The sequence below is a fragment of the Corynebacterium sp. HMSC05E07 genome, from assembly GCF_001807225.1.
Lineage (GTDB): Bacteria > Actinomycetota > Actinomycetes > Mycobacteriales > Mycobacteriaceae > Corynebacterium > Corynebacterium singulare.
The window spans coordinates 1-15,971 of the sequence record NZ_KV788273.1 but is presented as its reverse complement, the minus strand read 5'-3'; the positions used below and the strand labels follow the sequence as shown (position 1 = coordinate 15,971).

5 protein-coding genes and 1 pseudogene are annotated in these 15,971 nt (G+C 56.3%); 4 read left to right on the top strand and 2 right to left on the bottom strand.

The genetic code is table 11. The features are described 5' to 3' along the window. Positions 1 to 17: 17 nt before the first annotated feature. Positions 18 to 1,109: an Abi family protein gene (locus HMPREF3149_RS11005; protein WP_083280864.1), complete on the bottom strand. Its 1,092-nt coding sequence runs from the start codon at positions 1,107 to 1,109 to the stop codon at positions 18 to 20. Positions 1,110 to 1,357: 248 nt separating this feature from the next. After that, on the bottom strand, positions 1,358 to 2,248 hold the full coding sequence (locus HMPREF3149_RS11000; RefSeq protein ID WP_070538163.1) for a hypothetical protein: 891 nt from the start codon (positions 2,246 to 2,248) through the stop codon (positions 1,358 to 1,360). A gap of 191 nt (positions 2,249 to 2,439) precedes the next feature. Here HMPREF3149_RS11000 and HMPREF3149_RS10995 point away from each other — a divergent pair, with 191 nt between their 5' ends. The 4 genes and pseudogenes from HMPREF3149_RS10995 to HMPREF3149_RS10980 form a co-directional block, all read left to right on the top strand. Continuing rightward, entirely contained in the window at positions 2,440 to 3,513 is a 1,074-nt protein-coding gene (locus HMPREF3149_RS10995; protein WP_246820002.1) for a hypothetical protein, read from the top strand. 158 nt (positions 3,514 to 3,671) lie between these two features. Next, positions 3,672 to 4,964, top strand: a complete 1,293-nt coding sequence (locus tag HMPREF3149_RS10990; protein WP_070538159.1) for an adenylosuccinate synthase — start codon at positions 3,672 to 3,674, stop codon at positions 4,962 to 4,964. A 552-nt stretch (positions 4,965 to 5,516) separates the two neighbouring features. Continuing rightward, entirely contained in the window at positions 5,517 to 10,034 is a 4,518-nt protein-coding gene (locus tag HMPREF3149_RS10985; protein WP_070538157.1) for a YPDG domain-containing protein, read from the top strand. Between the two features lie 546 nt (positions 10,035 to 10,580). Further along, positions 10,581 to 15,971 (top strand): annotated as a pseudogene (locus HMPREF3149_RS10980) (hypothetical protein); the annotation flags it as partial.

Here is a 15,971-nt window from a genome sequence, read left to right as displayed (position 1 = left end):
TTCGGAAATCATTCGGACTACTTGTTCGGTGAAGGCAAATCAGATGTGACTTTGGCAGCCAACAGAGAACTACTCTGAAAGTACCGATGCCTCTTCACAAAAGCTGAGCCGCGTCCACTTTCCTCATGCATGATTTCCTGCCCACCAGCGGTAGTGAGGGTCGAGGGATGCTCGGGTTCACTAAGGTGATAAACCTTATAGGTTTTCTCTGGAGGATAGCTTCTAACGAATTGATCTGAGAGGGCGTAGCTCATAATCTTCCCGAGACGATTTTCCTCGGGGTCGGATGATTTCTTAAGCTCGTTTGAGGTCTTCTTGTTCCAGTTAGAAGCGATTTCGATGTCTAAAACCCTTGGAAAGATTCCGATGATTTTCTGGCTGAAATAGAAACCTATGTAATCTACTTGTGCAAGTGGCGTGGAGGCTTCCAGAACCACGGCACCTACCCTTTGATAGAAGGTGAAAAGGGAGTCGTCCGCGTGCCCCAAGATCGCGGTATTGAGCTTTGGCGTGCGATTTGTGGCTAGCTCCGTGACGCGTTCGAGGTTTTCTAACCATAGTCTTGCATCTTGGTCTATCCAACTGGCAAGTCTTAAAATTTTCTTTAGCTCTACCGTTGGGTCCACGTTGAGAAGTGAGTCCTGATGAGCACACCGATTTCGTAGGACATTGAGGTCTGTCAACAGGGTTGCAACTATTTTCCTGCTACCTTGGCCCGGAAATGCATTTCGAAGGTATTTTCTCCAGATTTCCTCATTGGCATCGGACTTCGTGGAAAGTAGTGAAGCCCAGTACCCCATGTTCAGATGCGCGATGATGTCGTCCTTGGTGACAGGGCGTTTGTATTTCTTAGCTAACTTCGTGGAGAGTGCTGAAATATCGAAAGAATCTTGGTTCCAGCCGAAGTCAAATGGGTGAGCTTCGGCAATTGAATCGCTCATGGCATTCCGGAGCAAGACTTCTGTGTGATGAATGACTTCAGACAATGCAGCTGCGATTTGGGCGTTGAGTTCATATAGTTTCCATGCTTCCTCCGGTGTGCCACATTCTTGGAGGTATGGAGCGAATCTGGCATCGGATACCCAAGAAACTTTTCGCGTTAGTGGCATGGGCTTGTTCCTTCGGCAGTCGAGAGTGGTAAAGTCTTCCGCATACCGCCTAGGCGCATTGCACAATGCGCATGCGGTGAGGATTCGGTTTCGAGCCTAGTACCGTAAAGGTAATGCTGGCCGGATCCTCTTTTCGTTTTACCCTCAAACTCGGGCTCGAGAATTGGGCCTAAACGACATTTCGTGCTGGCTCCCACATTAGTGGCCCCAGTACTGAGCCAGATTGATCGGATTATTTAGCAGGATAATTAAGGCCGCACTATCTGCAGGTCGCGCAGGTGACGGTAGAACGTCACGCGTTTGACTGGGCGCGGTGCGCGGACTCCATCGACGCTGATGCTTAGCGACGGCCCCCCTGCCTGCACCGCCCTTCCTCTGACTACGCTGGCTGGGTCGAGTTGCCCTGGCTGCACGTGCTTGCGCAGCCGGCCGAACACCCCTCGTCGTGGCGAGGCATCTGCCGCAAAGCTCGATACTGCCCTCGCCGCCACGATGCCCGGGGCATCCGTCATGGGCACGAGGCGCGCACCGAAGACATTCTTCTCGCGGTCTGCGCGCAGCAGCACTGCGTCATCAACGATGATCTCGCCCGTGATCTCCTCATCCGTCCACTCGGCAATAGTGGCCGCACCCGCTACGGCAAGTCCTGCGTCATTGCGAATGAGCGGTACAGGTTTAACCGGTGCACTCAACGCAAACGAGAGCGCGTCTTCAGCGGATGTAGGCAGTCCCCAATTCATCGCTGCCGTCGATGTCTCATCGGTTGGCACGAAGCCTACCTCAGCCCACAGGTAATCAGCCCGCATCATCCGGGTGAGCACGGCGCTCAGCGCCGCGTCGCTACCTACGACGACTACGCGCAGCGGTTCACGCAGGAATCGTGCTTGCGGCGCGGGGCCAGGCGCACCAAGGTGGCTCACATCCGGCTGCGCGGCAATCTCATCGAGGGACGGTGTTGGATCCTCCGGGAGAAAGTCCTTTGCCAGGGCATCGAGCTCTTTGAGCTCGGATCGCGAGGGAAGCTCGCTCACGCGCAGGTGGCGGACTTTAATGCCACGTTCTTCAGTGAGGCTGGGTATGAGGGAGCCTGCCGGGCTACTTGCGAGTTGGCCGCCGCAGTCAAGAAGGGCACAGAACATACAAGAATCATAGAAGCGTCATCACTAAAGCAGTAATGGGAGGTGGGGCGGTGTGCAAAAGAACGGGGAGTCATGCCCAGATCTGTCGTGTGTGTCACAAGCTCTGAGTAGTTTTGCGGGTAGCTCCACGAGCTTTCATATATCTAAGAGTTCTCTTGAACACTGGGAGGTTTCTCACCTTGTCCGCTCGCATGACCACTCTGGTACTTGTCTCCACCGCCGGCTTGATGCTGAGCTCCTGCTCATTGGGCTGGACTACCACTCTCGATGAAGAACCGGCCTTCACCACGGCAGCGGCAATGACGCTGGCGGAATCGAATTCAGAGTCTGAAACGAGTTCCAGCTCCCCAACCTCGAGCACCACTACCTCCTCGCACACGACCGCTAGTTGCGGCGAAGACAAGAAGCTGAAGGATACCGAAATCGGCAAGGTTCTTGAGAAGAAGATCTCCTATGTGAAGGATTCTACGAAGAAACTCGAAAACATCCGCGTTGAAGAGGATGAATTCGACGCCTGTCAGTTCCTCAGCTATGTAGTCCTTACCGGCAAGTTGGATGGGGAACAAGTCAAGGTACCTGTGTTCTTTGTTAATGGTGAGGTATATGACGAGGAGGCAGTCTTCATCACCACGGGCTCCCTGACAATTACCAAGGATGGTGATGGATACGCCTACACGGCTGACGGCGCAGAGGGGATTAGTGGCGTCGAGGGAACTGTAGGCAAGCGACCAGGAACCGAAGCACCGTCCATGCACTCGACGTTTGACGGCTCTATAGAGGAGGTTCTTTTCCTAGATATGAGCTCGGAACCAACTGCTTCTGCCGACTTGGCCGAGGATGAGGAAGACCTGCGGGGTGAAAACCTCTTCTACATTAGGGCTGGATCCTGGGGCATGGCATGCGGTATCGATGAGGAAGCCAAGTCCATCGATTGCGCGCATGATGGCGGTGGCTGGAGAGTCGAAGGCGGAAAGGCAGACATGATGGGTGACATGGAGTTTGGCCTTGTCAGCCTTTTGCCTCTGGAAGGAAACTACACCTTCAGTCAGCTAGGTGATAAAACCGTGCCTACGCATGGCAAGAGGATCGATGAGAACGGCCTGTACCGCATTGGACAAGGTGATATTGAAGGTCAGATTGCAGTGGTGGATGGTGACGTCGTCATCAGTACACCCACCACCGGACGCCTCCTGTTTACCGCGGATACCGTCGTCATCGACAGCGGAGAAGACAACGACTCCGCTGCAGGGGTCGAAGCGGCCTAGTTCTTTACGGGGCGGTGAGCTTCCGCTCATAATGGAGACTCATGGATAGACGGTGATGGTCGAGCATCAACAAACCTGCCGTTAAGTCACCACCGTGACACTGGGACGGGTAAAGTGGGTGCGTATTTGACTTCAATTACTAGGAAGTGACTCCAAACATGGCAGCGATCGTCATTGTCGGCGCCCAGTGGGGCGACGAAGGCAAGGGCAAGGCCACCGATATTCTCGGCGGCAAGGTCGATTACGTAGTCAAGCCCAACGGCGGTAATAACGCCGGCCACACCGTCGTGGTCGGCGGTGAGAAGTATGAGCTTAAGCTCCTTCCGGCCGGTATTCTCTCCGAAAACGCCACCCCAGTGCTTGGCAACGGTGTGGTGATTAACCTCGAAGCCCTCTTTGATGAGATTGATGGCTTGGAGGCCCGTGGTGCCAACGCCTCGCGTCTGCGCATCTCCGCCAACGCTCACCTTGTTGCGCCTTACCACCAGACGCTGGACCGCGTGCAGGAGCGCTTCCTGGGCAAGCGTGCCATCGGCACCACCGGCCGCGGCATCGGCCCAGCGTATGCTGACAAGGTGGCTCGCATCGGCATCCGTGTCCAGGACATCTTCGATGAGTCCATTCTGCGCCAGAAGGTGGAATCCGCACTTGACATCAAGAACCAGATGCTGGTGAAGATGTACAACCGCAAGGCCATTGACCCAGACCAGATCGTGGAGTACTTCCTGGGCTACCGCGAGCGTCTTCGCCCCATGGTCATTGAAGCCGAGCTGGAGCTCAATCAAGCCCTCGATAACGGTAAGCACGTCCTCATGGAGGGTGGCCAGGCCACCATGCTGGACGTGGACCACGGTACCTACCCGTTCGTGACCTCCTCGAACCCCACCGCCGGCGGTGCTTCTGTCGGTTCCGGCATTGGCCCAACCCGCATCACGACCTCCCTGGGCATTATTAAGGCCTACACCACCCGCGTGGGTGCCGGCCCGTTCCCCACCGAGCTTTTCGATAAGTGGGGCGAGTACCTGCAGACCACCGGCGGCGAAATCGGCGTCAACACCGGTCGTAAGCGCCGTTGTGGCTGGTATGACTCTGTTGTTGCCCGTTACGCCACTCGCGTCAATGGTTTCACGGATTACTTCCTCACCAAGCTGGACGTGCTGACCGGTATCGGAGAGATTCCGATTTGCGTGGCTTACGACGTCGACGGCAAGCGCTACGACGAAATGCCCCTGACCCAGTCTGAGTTCCACCACGCCGAGCCCATCTTTGAGACCATGCCAGCTTGGGATGAGGACATCACAGGCTGCCAGACCTTCGAAGAACTCCCGCAGAAGGCCCAGGATTACGTCCTGCGCTTGGAGGAGCTCTCCGGCTGCCGCATTTCCTACATCGGCGTGGGGCCTGGCCGTGACCAGACCATTGTTCGCCATGATGTTATGGAGGATCAGTAGTTCGGACATGTGGTCCGCATAAGTACTACTTATTTATTTACCGCCCCGCTTCCTGGATGGAGCGCTGTCAGTGCTCGAGCGCTGAAGCTATGCCCCGGAGCCGGGGCGGTTTTCTTATGAATTGGTCCAGTCGTGTGCAGTGAAAATGCCCTGCTTGTCGACGTACCCCCTCACCCCGTCCCGTACAAAACACCCCCAGGTGAGTTAAATTTCTGTGGCTGATGTTACGGGTGTGAAAGTGTGACATATTACACTTAGGTGACGGCGTGTCATGCGCGGGGGCTATACCTGCAGGTTGCGGGTGTTTGCATGACGATAACTATGAAACTTTTTCTTCTATGGAATTTTAAGGTTGCTGTGCGGTTTTCCAAATGTCTAAAAGCGGATAGCATCTTAAGGGAGTTAACTTACTGATCCCTGGATTCTCTGACCTCTGTCCGGGTAATAGAAAGTGAGTCGCTCTCGGTTGCGTAAGCCGGATTCCCTACTTGCGCGGTCACGTGTCCCTAACGTGATCACCTCTAATAAGTCTTAAGGAAAGGACTTCTTGGCATGACTAAGAAGAACGCCCGAGCAGCATTTGCAGCTCGCCGCCGCGGCACCACTATTGCCGCGGCAGCCCTGTCTGTTGCGCTTGTTGCTCCGTTTGTACACCCGATTGCTGCACCGCAGAACGCTGCGGTTGCACAGGCTCAGGACACCGTAGCGGCGCCGGATGTGGACGGAGCCGTCAACGTCGACGCAATCGCGGACGGTACCATCACTTCCGGTACGCAGCTTTCGGCTGCCCAGACCGTCGCCAAGGACGTTGTTTCTGGCCGCGTCAACTTGATGTCGCCGAAGAACTCCGCCATTTTGTCGACGAAGTATGACGGTTTCAAGGGTGCACCGGACGGCACGAAGGTCTACTTCCAGTGGAAGGATGTAGATGGTGCGGAGTCGCCGATTTATTCTGCTGAGACACACACACTCGATGGTGTCCTCGGTGCGAGCGGTCCAGGCATGTTCGCCCTCAAGATTCCGACGTGGACTGATGCGAACGATAAGGAGCGCCAGTACAAGGCTCTGACGGCGCAGCGGATCCGTGTCTGGTCTGATACGCCGGTCAGTGAAGAGACTGGAAATGAACGTGAAATCGTTCGTGTCGCACCGGGCTATACCCCGTATGCGTACGGCAAGGGCTCCGGCGATGGCCTCGGCGAGTTCCCGGGTGCTGTTGGCACGAACGGCAACATGCAGGGTCTTGGTGTTTGGCTTGCGGAGTTGCCCACGAACCCGAACAAATACTGGATGGGCGACAAGAAGCCAGAGCCGGGCCTGCCGCTGCCGGATGGCCTGAAGGTGATCAAGGCTAACTCGGAGGTTCGTGGTATCGATGATTGGTATGACTACTCTGGCCGCGTATGGCTAGAGACTGGTGATGAGCGTCAGCTTCTCACGGGGTCTACCGGAACTGGTGAGCCGTCTGGCGTTGGCTACAAGGTGTATGCTGCGACGCTCACGGAGGAAGGTCGTCAGGCGAATGCTGAGATCAAGAAGCTCCCGGCTGAGGAGCGCGCGCTGGCTACCAAGCAGATGCTTGATCAGCACCCAGAGTATGTCGAGTCGGTCCGTTACACGGAGACTGATGAGAACGGTGATTACACCATCCGTGTGCCGAAGGATGAGTACCACCCCCACGATACGTTCATGTGGGTCGAAAATCGAGATGGTGAGAAAATCGTAGGCTATGGCCAGTGGCAGCAGCCTGTTTTCCACTCAGTGGATAACTACTCGGCGACGTGGGCGCCATCAGGCAACCCTACAGAGCACACGGCCCTTCCGGTGCGTGGTGCTCGTTTCTACAACATCCACTTCGCTGGGGTTCCTGACCGTCGCGTTGACTTGGATATCACCGATTTCGATACCACCGACCACCCAGCTAAGCATGGTGATGTCGCTCACGTGAAACTCTCTGGTGACCTGCCGCTGCTGCCGAACAAGATCGAGTGGCGCAAGAACGGTAAGCCGACCGGCAAGACTTGTGACATTGAGCTTCTCAATGACCTGAAGGACTGTGGCTCCTTCACCGTCCCGGATGATGCTAAGGCTGGCGACATCTACTCCGCGGTACTTGTCTCTGGCGCACAGGACGTTGCTTCTGACTCGTTCATCATCGACAAGGATCCGACCCCGAAGGACAACGACAAGTTCGAGCCTGAGTATGAGGATGGTTCTGGTAAGCCGGGCGATGATGTGAAGGTTCCGGCTCCTGAGTTCAAGGACCAGGGCGGCAAGGAGACCAAGGCTCCTGAGGGCACCACGTTCAAGCCGGGTGACAAGGCTCCGGATGGTGTGACGGTTGATCCGAACACCGGTGAGATCACTGTTCCGGTTCCGGAGGATAAGAAGCCGGGTGACAAGATCACTGTTCCGGTTGAGGTGACCTACCCGGATGGTTCCAAGGACACCGTTGACGTTACTGTCACGGTTGAAGAGGCTGACAAGCCGGAGGTTCCGGGTGCTGGAGTGAACGTGGATGCTGTTCCGGATAAGAAGGTTCAGCGTGGTGAAGAGGTCGACATCCCGGTTAAGGCTTCTAAGGGTGCTGAGGTTTCTGTAGAGAATCTGCCGGACTTTTTGAAGTACGACGATGCTAAGAAGGCAATTGTTGGTACTGTTCCTGCGGATGCTGAGCTGAAGACCTGGGAGGATATCAAGGTCACGGCTAAGAAGGATGATGCTACCGACTCCGATACCTTCAATCTGACTGTCACCGAGCGCATGATCGCGGATCCGGACACTGATGGCGACGGTATCCCGGATTCTCAGGATCCGGATATCGACGGCGATGGCGTCAATAACAAGGACGAAAACGCTGCTGGCACTGATCCGAAGAACCCGGATACCGACGGTAATGGCACCAATGATGGTGACGAAGACACCGACGGTGACGGTAAGCCAAACAAGGAAGAGTCCAAGCCGAACGAGGATAAGATCACCGATAAGGACGGCGACAAGATCCCGGACATCATCGATAAGGATGATGAGGATGGTCCGGAGGGCGACAAGGACGACGATGGTATCGCCAATAAGGATGATGCCGATGCCGACGGCGATGGTGTGAACAATACCGATGAGAAGGAAATCGGTACTGATCCGCTGAACCCGGATACTGATGACAACGGCACTAAGGATGGCGACGAGGACTTTGACAAGGACGGTAAGTCCAACGCTGATGAGTCTGATGTTCCGTCTGATGGTCGTGCTGAGGATAAGGACGGCGACGGCCTTGCTGACCCGGATGTCACTGATAATGGTGTAAACGGTGATGGTGATGAACCGAACGGTATTCCGGATATCCGTGAGACCGATGAGGGCGAAACCAAGCCGAAGGATACCGATGGTGACGGTATCCCGGATTCTGAGGATCCGGATATCGATGGTGATGGTGTCAACAACTCGGATGAGAAGGCTGCCGGTACCGATCCTTATAAGAAGGACACCGATGGTGACGGCGTCGAGGATGGTGACGAGGACACCGATGGTGACGGCAAGCCGAACAAGGACGAGTCCAACCCGGATGAGGACAAGACCACCGATAAGGATGGCGACGGTATCCCGGACATCATCGATAAGGATGATGAGGATGGTCCGAAGGGGGACAAGGACGGCGACGGCATTATCAACTCTGAGGACCCGGATGCTGATGGCGACGGTGTGTCCAATGATGATGAGAAGGAAGCCGGCCTTGATCCACTGAACCCGGATACCGATGGTGACGGCACCAATGATGGTGACGAGGACACTGACGGTGACGGCAAGAAGAACCGTGATGAGTCTGAGGTTCCTGAGGGCTCGGTTGAAGACAAGGACGGCGACGGCCTTGGTGACACCGGTGTTACTGATAAGGATCCGGAGGATGGCAAGGCCGACATCACCGATGGCAAGGACAAATCGGACGATGATAACCCAGTAGTTCCGGGCAAGCCGGGTGACGACGGTAAGAAGGATTCCGATGGTGATGGTCTGCCCGATGACAAGGAGAAGGAGCTTGGTACCGATCCGAATAAGGCTGACACTGACGGTGATGGCATCAAGGATGGTGCTGAGGTAGACGGTTCTGAGAACCCGTTCGATAAGGACGGAAACAAGGTCAAGCCGGGCGAGAAGGGTGCTCCGACGGATCCGAAGAAGGCCGATACCGATGGTGACGGCACCAATGATGGTGACGAGGTCACCGGTGACAAGAACAACGGTGAGCCGACCGATCCGAACGACCCGAACTCCAAGCCGAAGAAGCCGAAGAAGCCGATGATTCCGGGTCTTCCGTGGGGTCCGTCCTGGCCGGTTCCGCCGACCAAGCCGGGCGATGACAACAAGGGCAAGGACTCCGATGGTGATGGTCTGACTGACGATCAGGAAAAGGAGCTTGGTACCGACCCGAATAAGGCTGACACCGATGGTGACGGCATCAAGGATGGTGCTGAGGTAGACGGTTCTGAGAACCCGTTCGATAAGGACGGCAACAAGGTTGCTGACGGTAAGGACGGTGCTCCGACGGATCCGACCAACCCTGACTCTGATGGTGACGGCACCAATGATGGTGACGAGGTCTCCGGTTCTAAGAACGACGGTAAGCCGACCGACCCGAACGATGCTGACTCCAAGCCTGCTCAGCCTTCTGAGCCGGGTGACAAGCCGGGTGAAGAGCCGGGCGAGGATGGCTTGTCCTCCAACCTGTCTGACCGTTGCATCAACACTGGTCTGGGTATTGGTATCCCGCTGCTGTTCCTGATTCCGGTTGGTCTGGCTTCCCAGATGAACATTCCGGGTCTGTCGGACTTTGTTGCTCCGATTAACAAGCAGATTCAGGATCTGAACACCCGTCTGCAGATGCAGACCAACACCTTCAATGGCCCGCTGGCCAAGCAGATGGCTGGTATTGATGCTCAGCTCAAGCGCTTTGGTGTCAACGCTAACCAGGCTGCTGGTGCTGTAGCGCTCATCTCCGCTGGTGCTCTGGCTATCGGCCTGCTGGCTGATGCCTGTGTCCCGGGCGCTGACGAAGAGGGCTCTTCCTCCAACTAACTAAGAGGTTAAAGAGCGTGTTCTCTAAGTCGCTGGCCCCCATGCTGGCGGCCTAGAGTCCTAAGAGGTCTGGTTTAAGCGATTAGCCCACTGTTCTCACTCCCTAAAGGGGTGAGTATGGTGGGCTTTCGTGATCGGGGGGGGGCGTCGGCAAGCATGCTGTGGATGTGGTGGGTGTGGCTCCTGTGGAATGCAGCAACAACCTACAAAAAGTTGTCACCGGTGGAAAATATTTTCTGTGACAAAGTCCACAGAATCACCGCTTAATGTTGACGGCATAAGCTTATCCAGCTTGTTAGCTCAATTCTAAAAATATAGACACGTTGTTACTGCTTAAAACTCTGCACCCAACATCGGGGTATCTTGCTGCGGCTTTAGTCAGTAGTATCTGGGGTGGACTACTTGCTGGCCTTCGGATTTTCTGACCTCTGTCCGAGGGAGAGAGGCGAGTTGCTCTCGGTTGTGTAAGCCGTCCTATCTACTTGCACGGCCACGTGCCCTTGGCGTGGCCAACTCTTCACAGTCTCTCAGAAAGGACTTCTTGGTATGTCTAAGAAGCATTTGCGGGTTACATCAAGTGCTCGCCGTCGCGGCACTTCCTTCGCGGCTGCTGCCCTGTCCGTAGCTCTCATTGCCCCGTTCGTTCACCCCGTCGCAGCGCCGCACAGCGCTGCCGTTGCCGCCGCTGCCGAAATTACAGATGCAGAAGGTAATTACATCCCGGCGGACACTGGCCGCGTTTTCGACAACGGTGTTGACGATGGCGTGCTCTATGTCGGCCTCGTTCCCGAGTTCACCGATGCACAGCAAAATAACCCGCAGTATGTCCTCAAGGTTCCGCATTTGAGGAAGGCGATTTGGAATGGCGGTAAGACCCCGAAGGGGGATACGGACGCGAACGGTCAGTTCATCCGGTTCCGTGATGAGGCCCTCTACTCCCAGATCGCTCGCATCGAGTTGGTTGGTATTAACGGCGACGCGCAGGGCTCGTTTACCAAGCGCGATCCGAAGGGCTCTGAGTGGGGCCTGAAGTTTAATGATTCGAGGAACTTTCCGGGCGCCTCTGGCGTGCCGTATGCGTCCTATATTCAGATCTTCTTGAAGGACGGCAAGAAGATTGAAGACCTTGGCCTTCCAGCAGAAGGTTCGCAGGTGGACTACTACTGGGTTCGCAGGGACGGCCGAATCTTCAACAACTCTGTGCAACACGTCAACATCGTTGGCGAGAATCAGCTTGCGGGGGAAAACGGCGTTCCCTCAAGCACTTTCGAGGGCCCCGGAGAGGATGTGTACCACAACGGTATCTCCAAGCAGCTGAAGTATGACCAAGAGAGCGGGTCAATTAAGTCCACCACCACCGCCACGATGGCGGGCAGGAATTTCGGTGGCAACAGCTACTGGAACTGGATTCTTAACGAGAACATCAGCCCGGATATAGCGAAGCACATTACCGACGTCACGGTCTACAAGTCTGACATGGAAGGCAATCCGCTTCCGAATGCGAAGAAGTGGAAGATGGACTTCGACAAGGAGACAGGGCTCGCGACCACCGCTACGCGTCCTGAGCTGTCCTATCTCCCACACGAGCCTGGCATTGACGGGAAAACCAAGGACCAAGTGTGGTCCAATATGGACAGCATCGTGGGTATCGTGGCTAACGCCACCGGTAGCTACACCATTGAGTACCAGCTCGAAGAAGGCGCTGAAAACCTCTCCAACTCTCCGTACGGCAAGCGCATAGACACCACGTCCTGGATCTCGGTGGACTTTACTGACAAATGGCCGAAGCTACTTCCCAATGCAGAGAAGCAAGACGGCGGCGCTGAGCCGAAGCTACTGAAGCAGACGCTCAAGTCTGATTACCTCAACATCGCGGATTCCGATGGCGACGGCCTGACGGATGATTATGAGCGTGAATTAGGCACTGACCCGTCGGCTGCAGATACCGACGGCGACGGAGTGCGAGATGACGTTGAGGTCCTGACAGACAAGACCGATCCGCTTGATCCCAAGTCCTTCAAGCCCGCTGCCCCGCAACCGTCTGAGAAGACCGTCCTGCCTCAGCCGGAATCTCTGTCCGGCACGATTACGCGTGAGCAGGATAAGGACTCCCAGGGCAAGGACATCCCGCTGCTCGATGTCACTAACGCCGACGCCGCACCGGTTAAGATCGTGGCAGTTCCCAAAGAGAAGCTGAACGAAGACGCAGACGGCAATCTCACTTTCGATGCTGCTGATGCTGTCGACGTTGCAACGCTTGGCGACGCCGCCGCAATTCAAAAGGGCGAGTTCAAATCCGGCAAGCTTGAACTGCAAGACGGTACGGAGTACACCCTCGTTGCGGAGTCCCCGAATGGAGAGCGCACCAAGGGTGGCGCCTTCAAGGCGACCTCGGATGCCCCGACGGAAGCGACAGAGCCCCCGTCCATCGAGCCAGTGAAGGCCGATGACAGCAAGGTCACCGTGAAGGCCCCTGCCGGCAGTGAGGTGAAGGTCACCCTGCCTTCCGGCACCGAAGTTACCGCAACTGAGGATCCGGACAACCCTGGCACCTTCACGGCAGATATTCCTGTGGGTGAAGAGCTTAAGGCTGACGATGAGATCACGGCTATTGCAACTGAGGCCGGTAAGAAGCCGTCTGAACCGGCAACCGCAACTGTCGCAGCTGCTGAAGCGCCGGAGCCGGAGACTCCTGAGGCCGACAAGACTTACGGTGTTGACTACCCAGCACTAGAGAACCTTGCCGTGGACGGCGAGAACGCCACTGCTACGGTTTCTCCTAAGCTGACCCTCAACGGTGAACCCGTGGATACCCTGCCTGCCGACGCCACTTTCGAGGCCGATACCTCCAATGCTCCTGAGGGCACGAAGGTCACCTTCGATGAGAATGGTGCTGCAACCATCACCGTTCCGAAGCAGGAGCCCGGTGCTCCAGCCAAGGTCTTTGAGCTGCCGGTCACCGCTACTATCGATGGCAAGGAATACACCGACACCATCGTTGTTCAGGTCCCGGCTGGCGACGAAAAGCCGGCTCCGAAGGACCTGGTAGTTGACAAGATCAAGGGCCAAGAGACTTGGTCCGATGAGGCCATTGACCCGATTCAGGTTTCTGCCAAGACCTCTGACGATGCGGAGCTGTCCAACCCCACGTACGAGCTCGTTGGTGCACCTGCAGGCATCTCCATCGATGAGAACGGCAAGATCACCGGTACCCCGGCCTATGACAAGGACACCGCTGACATCGTGACCGAGAACGGCAACGCTGTCTACAACGTCACCGTCAAGGTCACCGATGGTGACAGCACCGGTACCCAGACCTTCCCGCTCGTGGTCAAGGACGCCACCGCGGACTCCGATAAGGATGGTCTGACGGACAAGGAAGAAGCCGAAAAGGGCACCGACCCGAAGAAGGCCGACACTGATGGTGATGGTCTGACCGACAAGGAAGAGGTTGACGGCTCCAAGAACAACGGCGAGCCGACCGATCCGACCAATGCTGACAGCGACGCTGACGGTGTCAATGACGGCGACGAGGTCAACAACACGGATGCCGAAGGCAACCCTGCCCCCACCGATCCGAATGATGCGAATGATAAGCCGGCAGGGCCGCAGGTAGCTGTCGACGAGTCCTCTAAGACCACGGTGGAGCCGACTGATGATGAGCAGTCGACCGGTGTGAAGGTGGAGAACCCGAGGGGTAAGACCACTGTCACCGCTAAGGATGAAGACGGTAAGGGTGTCCCGGCCAAGATTGACCCGGAGACCGGTGAAGTTCTCGTTACTCCTGGTGAGGGGGTTGATGGCCCGATTACCGTGACTGTTGAGGATCCGTCCCTGGACCAGCCCGCTACTGCTGAGGTTGCGGTTAATGGCCACGAGAAGGGCCGGGATGATAACAACTCCGAGCCTGCGAAGGACTCTGATGGTGATGGTGTCTCTGATGACCAGGAGGTCGAGGACGGTACTGACCCGAACAAGGCTGATTCCGATGGTGACGGCCTGAGCGACGGTGAGGAGAAGGAGCTCGGTACTGATCCGACCAAGGCCGATTCTGATGGCGACGGCGTCAACGATGCTGATGAAGTCACCGATGGCACTGATCCGCTGAAGGCCGACTCTGATGGTGATGGCCTGAATGACGGTGAGGAGAAGGAGAAGGGTACTGATCCTCTCAAGGCTGATACCGACGGTGATGGCCTGAGCGATAAGCAGGAGCTGGACGGTTCCGAGAACGGTAAGTACGACAATGAGCCGACGGATCCGAAGGAGGCTGACTCTGATGAGGATGGTCTGACTGACCGTACTGAGATTGAGATCGGTACCAACCCGAACGTGGCCGACACCGATGGTGATGGCGCCAACGATGGTGCCGAGGTGACAGCCGGCACCAACCCGACCGTGAAGGATGAGACTCCTGAGGAGCCTGCCAAGGACTCCGATGGCGATGGTGTTACCGATGAGCAGGAAGCAGCTGACGGTACTGATCCGAACAAGGCCGATTCCGATGGCGATGGCTTGAGCGACGGTGAGGAGAAGGAGCGCGGTACCGATCCGACCAAGGCTGACTCTGATGGCGACGGTGTCGATGACGCCCAGGAGATTGAGGACGGCACCGACCCGCTGAAGGCTGACTCTGATGATGATGGCCTGAATGACGGGGAGGAAAAGGAGAAGGGTACTGATCCTCTTAAGGCTGATACTGATGGTGATGGTCTGAGTGATAAGGAAGAGCTCGACGGTTCTAAGAACACTAAGTACGACAACAAGCCGACGGATCCGACTAAGGCGGATTCCGATGGTGATGGTCTGACTGACCGTACTGAGATTGAGATCGGTACCGACCCGAACGTGGCGGATACCGACGGCGACGGCACCAACGACGGTGACGAGGTCAAGGCTGGTACTAATCCGACTGTGAAGGATGAGACTCCGGAGGAGCCTGCCAAGGATTCTGATGGTGATGGTGTTTCCGATGGGCAGGAGGATAAGGACGGTACTGATCCGACTAAGGCCGATTCCGATGGTGATGGCCTGACTGATGGTGAGGAGAAGGAACACGGTACCGATCCGAATAAGGCTGATTCTGATGACGACGGAGTCGAGGATGGCCAGGAGGTCACCGATGGCACTGACCCGCTGAAGGCTGATACCGATAATGATGGCCTGAACGACGGTGAAGAAAAGGAACTTGGCTCTGATCCGACTAAGTCCGATTCTGATGGTGATGGCCTGAGCGACTCTGAGGAAAAGGAGAAGGGCACCGATCCGACTAAGGCTGACACTGATGGTGATGGTCTGAGTGATAAGGAAGAGCTCGACGGTTCTAAGAACACTAAGTACGACAACAAGCCGACGGATCCGACTAAGGCGGATTCCGATGGTGATGGTCTGACTGACCGTACTGAGATTGAGATCGGTACCGACCCGAACGTGGCGGATACCGACGGCGACGGCACCAACGACGGTGACGAAGTCAAGGCCGGCACCAACCCGACCGCTAAGGACGAGCCTGCTCCCGAGCAGCCGAAGGTCTCCATTGATGGTGCTGATAAGCCGAACACCGTTGAGCCGACTGATGATGAGCAGTCGACCGGCGTAAAGGTGGAGAACCCGACTGGTAAAACCACGGTGACCGCCAAGGATGAAGATGGCAAGGGCGTTCCGGCCAAGATTGATCCAGAAACCGGCGAGATTCTTGTTACTCCGGGCGAAGGTGTCGATGGTCCGATTACCGTGACCGTCGAGGATCCCTCTTTGGATGAACCGGTAAAGGCTGAGGTTCCAGTTGACGGCCATGAGAAGGGCAAGGACGACAACAACTCCGAGAGCACCGGCGGCACCCCAACCGACCCGACCGATCCAACTGACCCATCTTCTTCTGAGAAGGATTCTGATGATGATGGTGTCTCCGATGAGCAGGAAGCCAAGGACGGTACT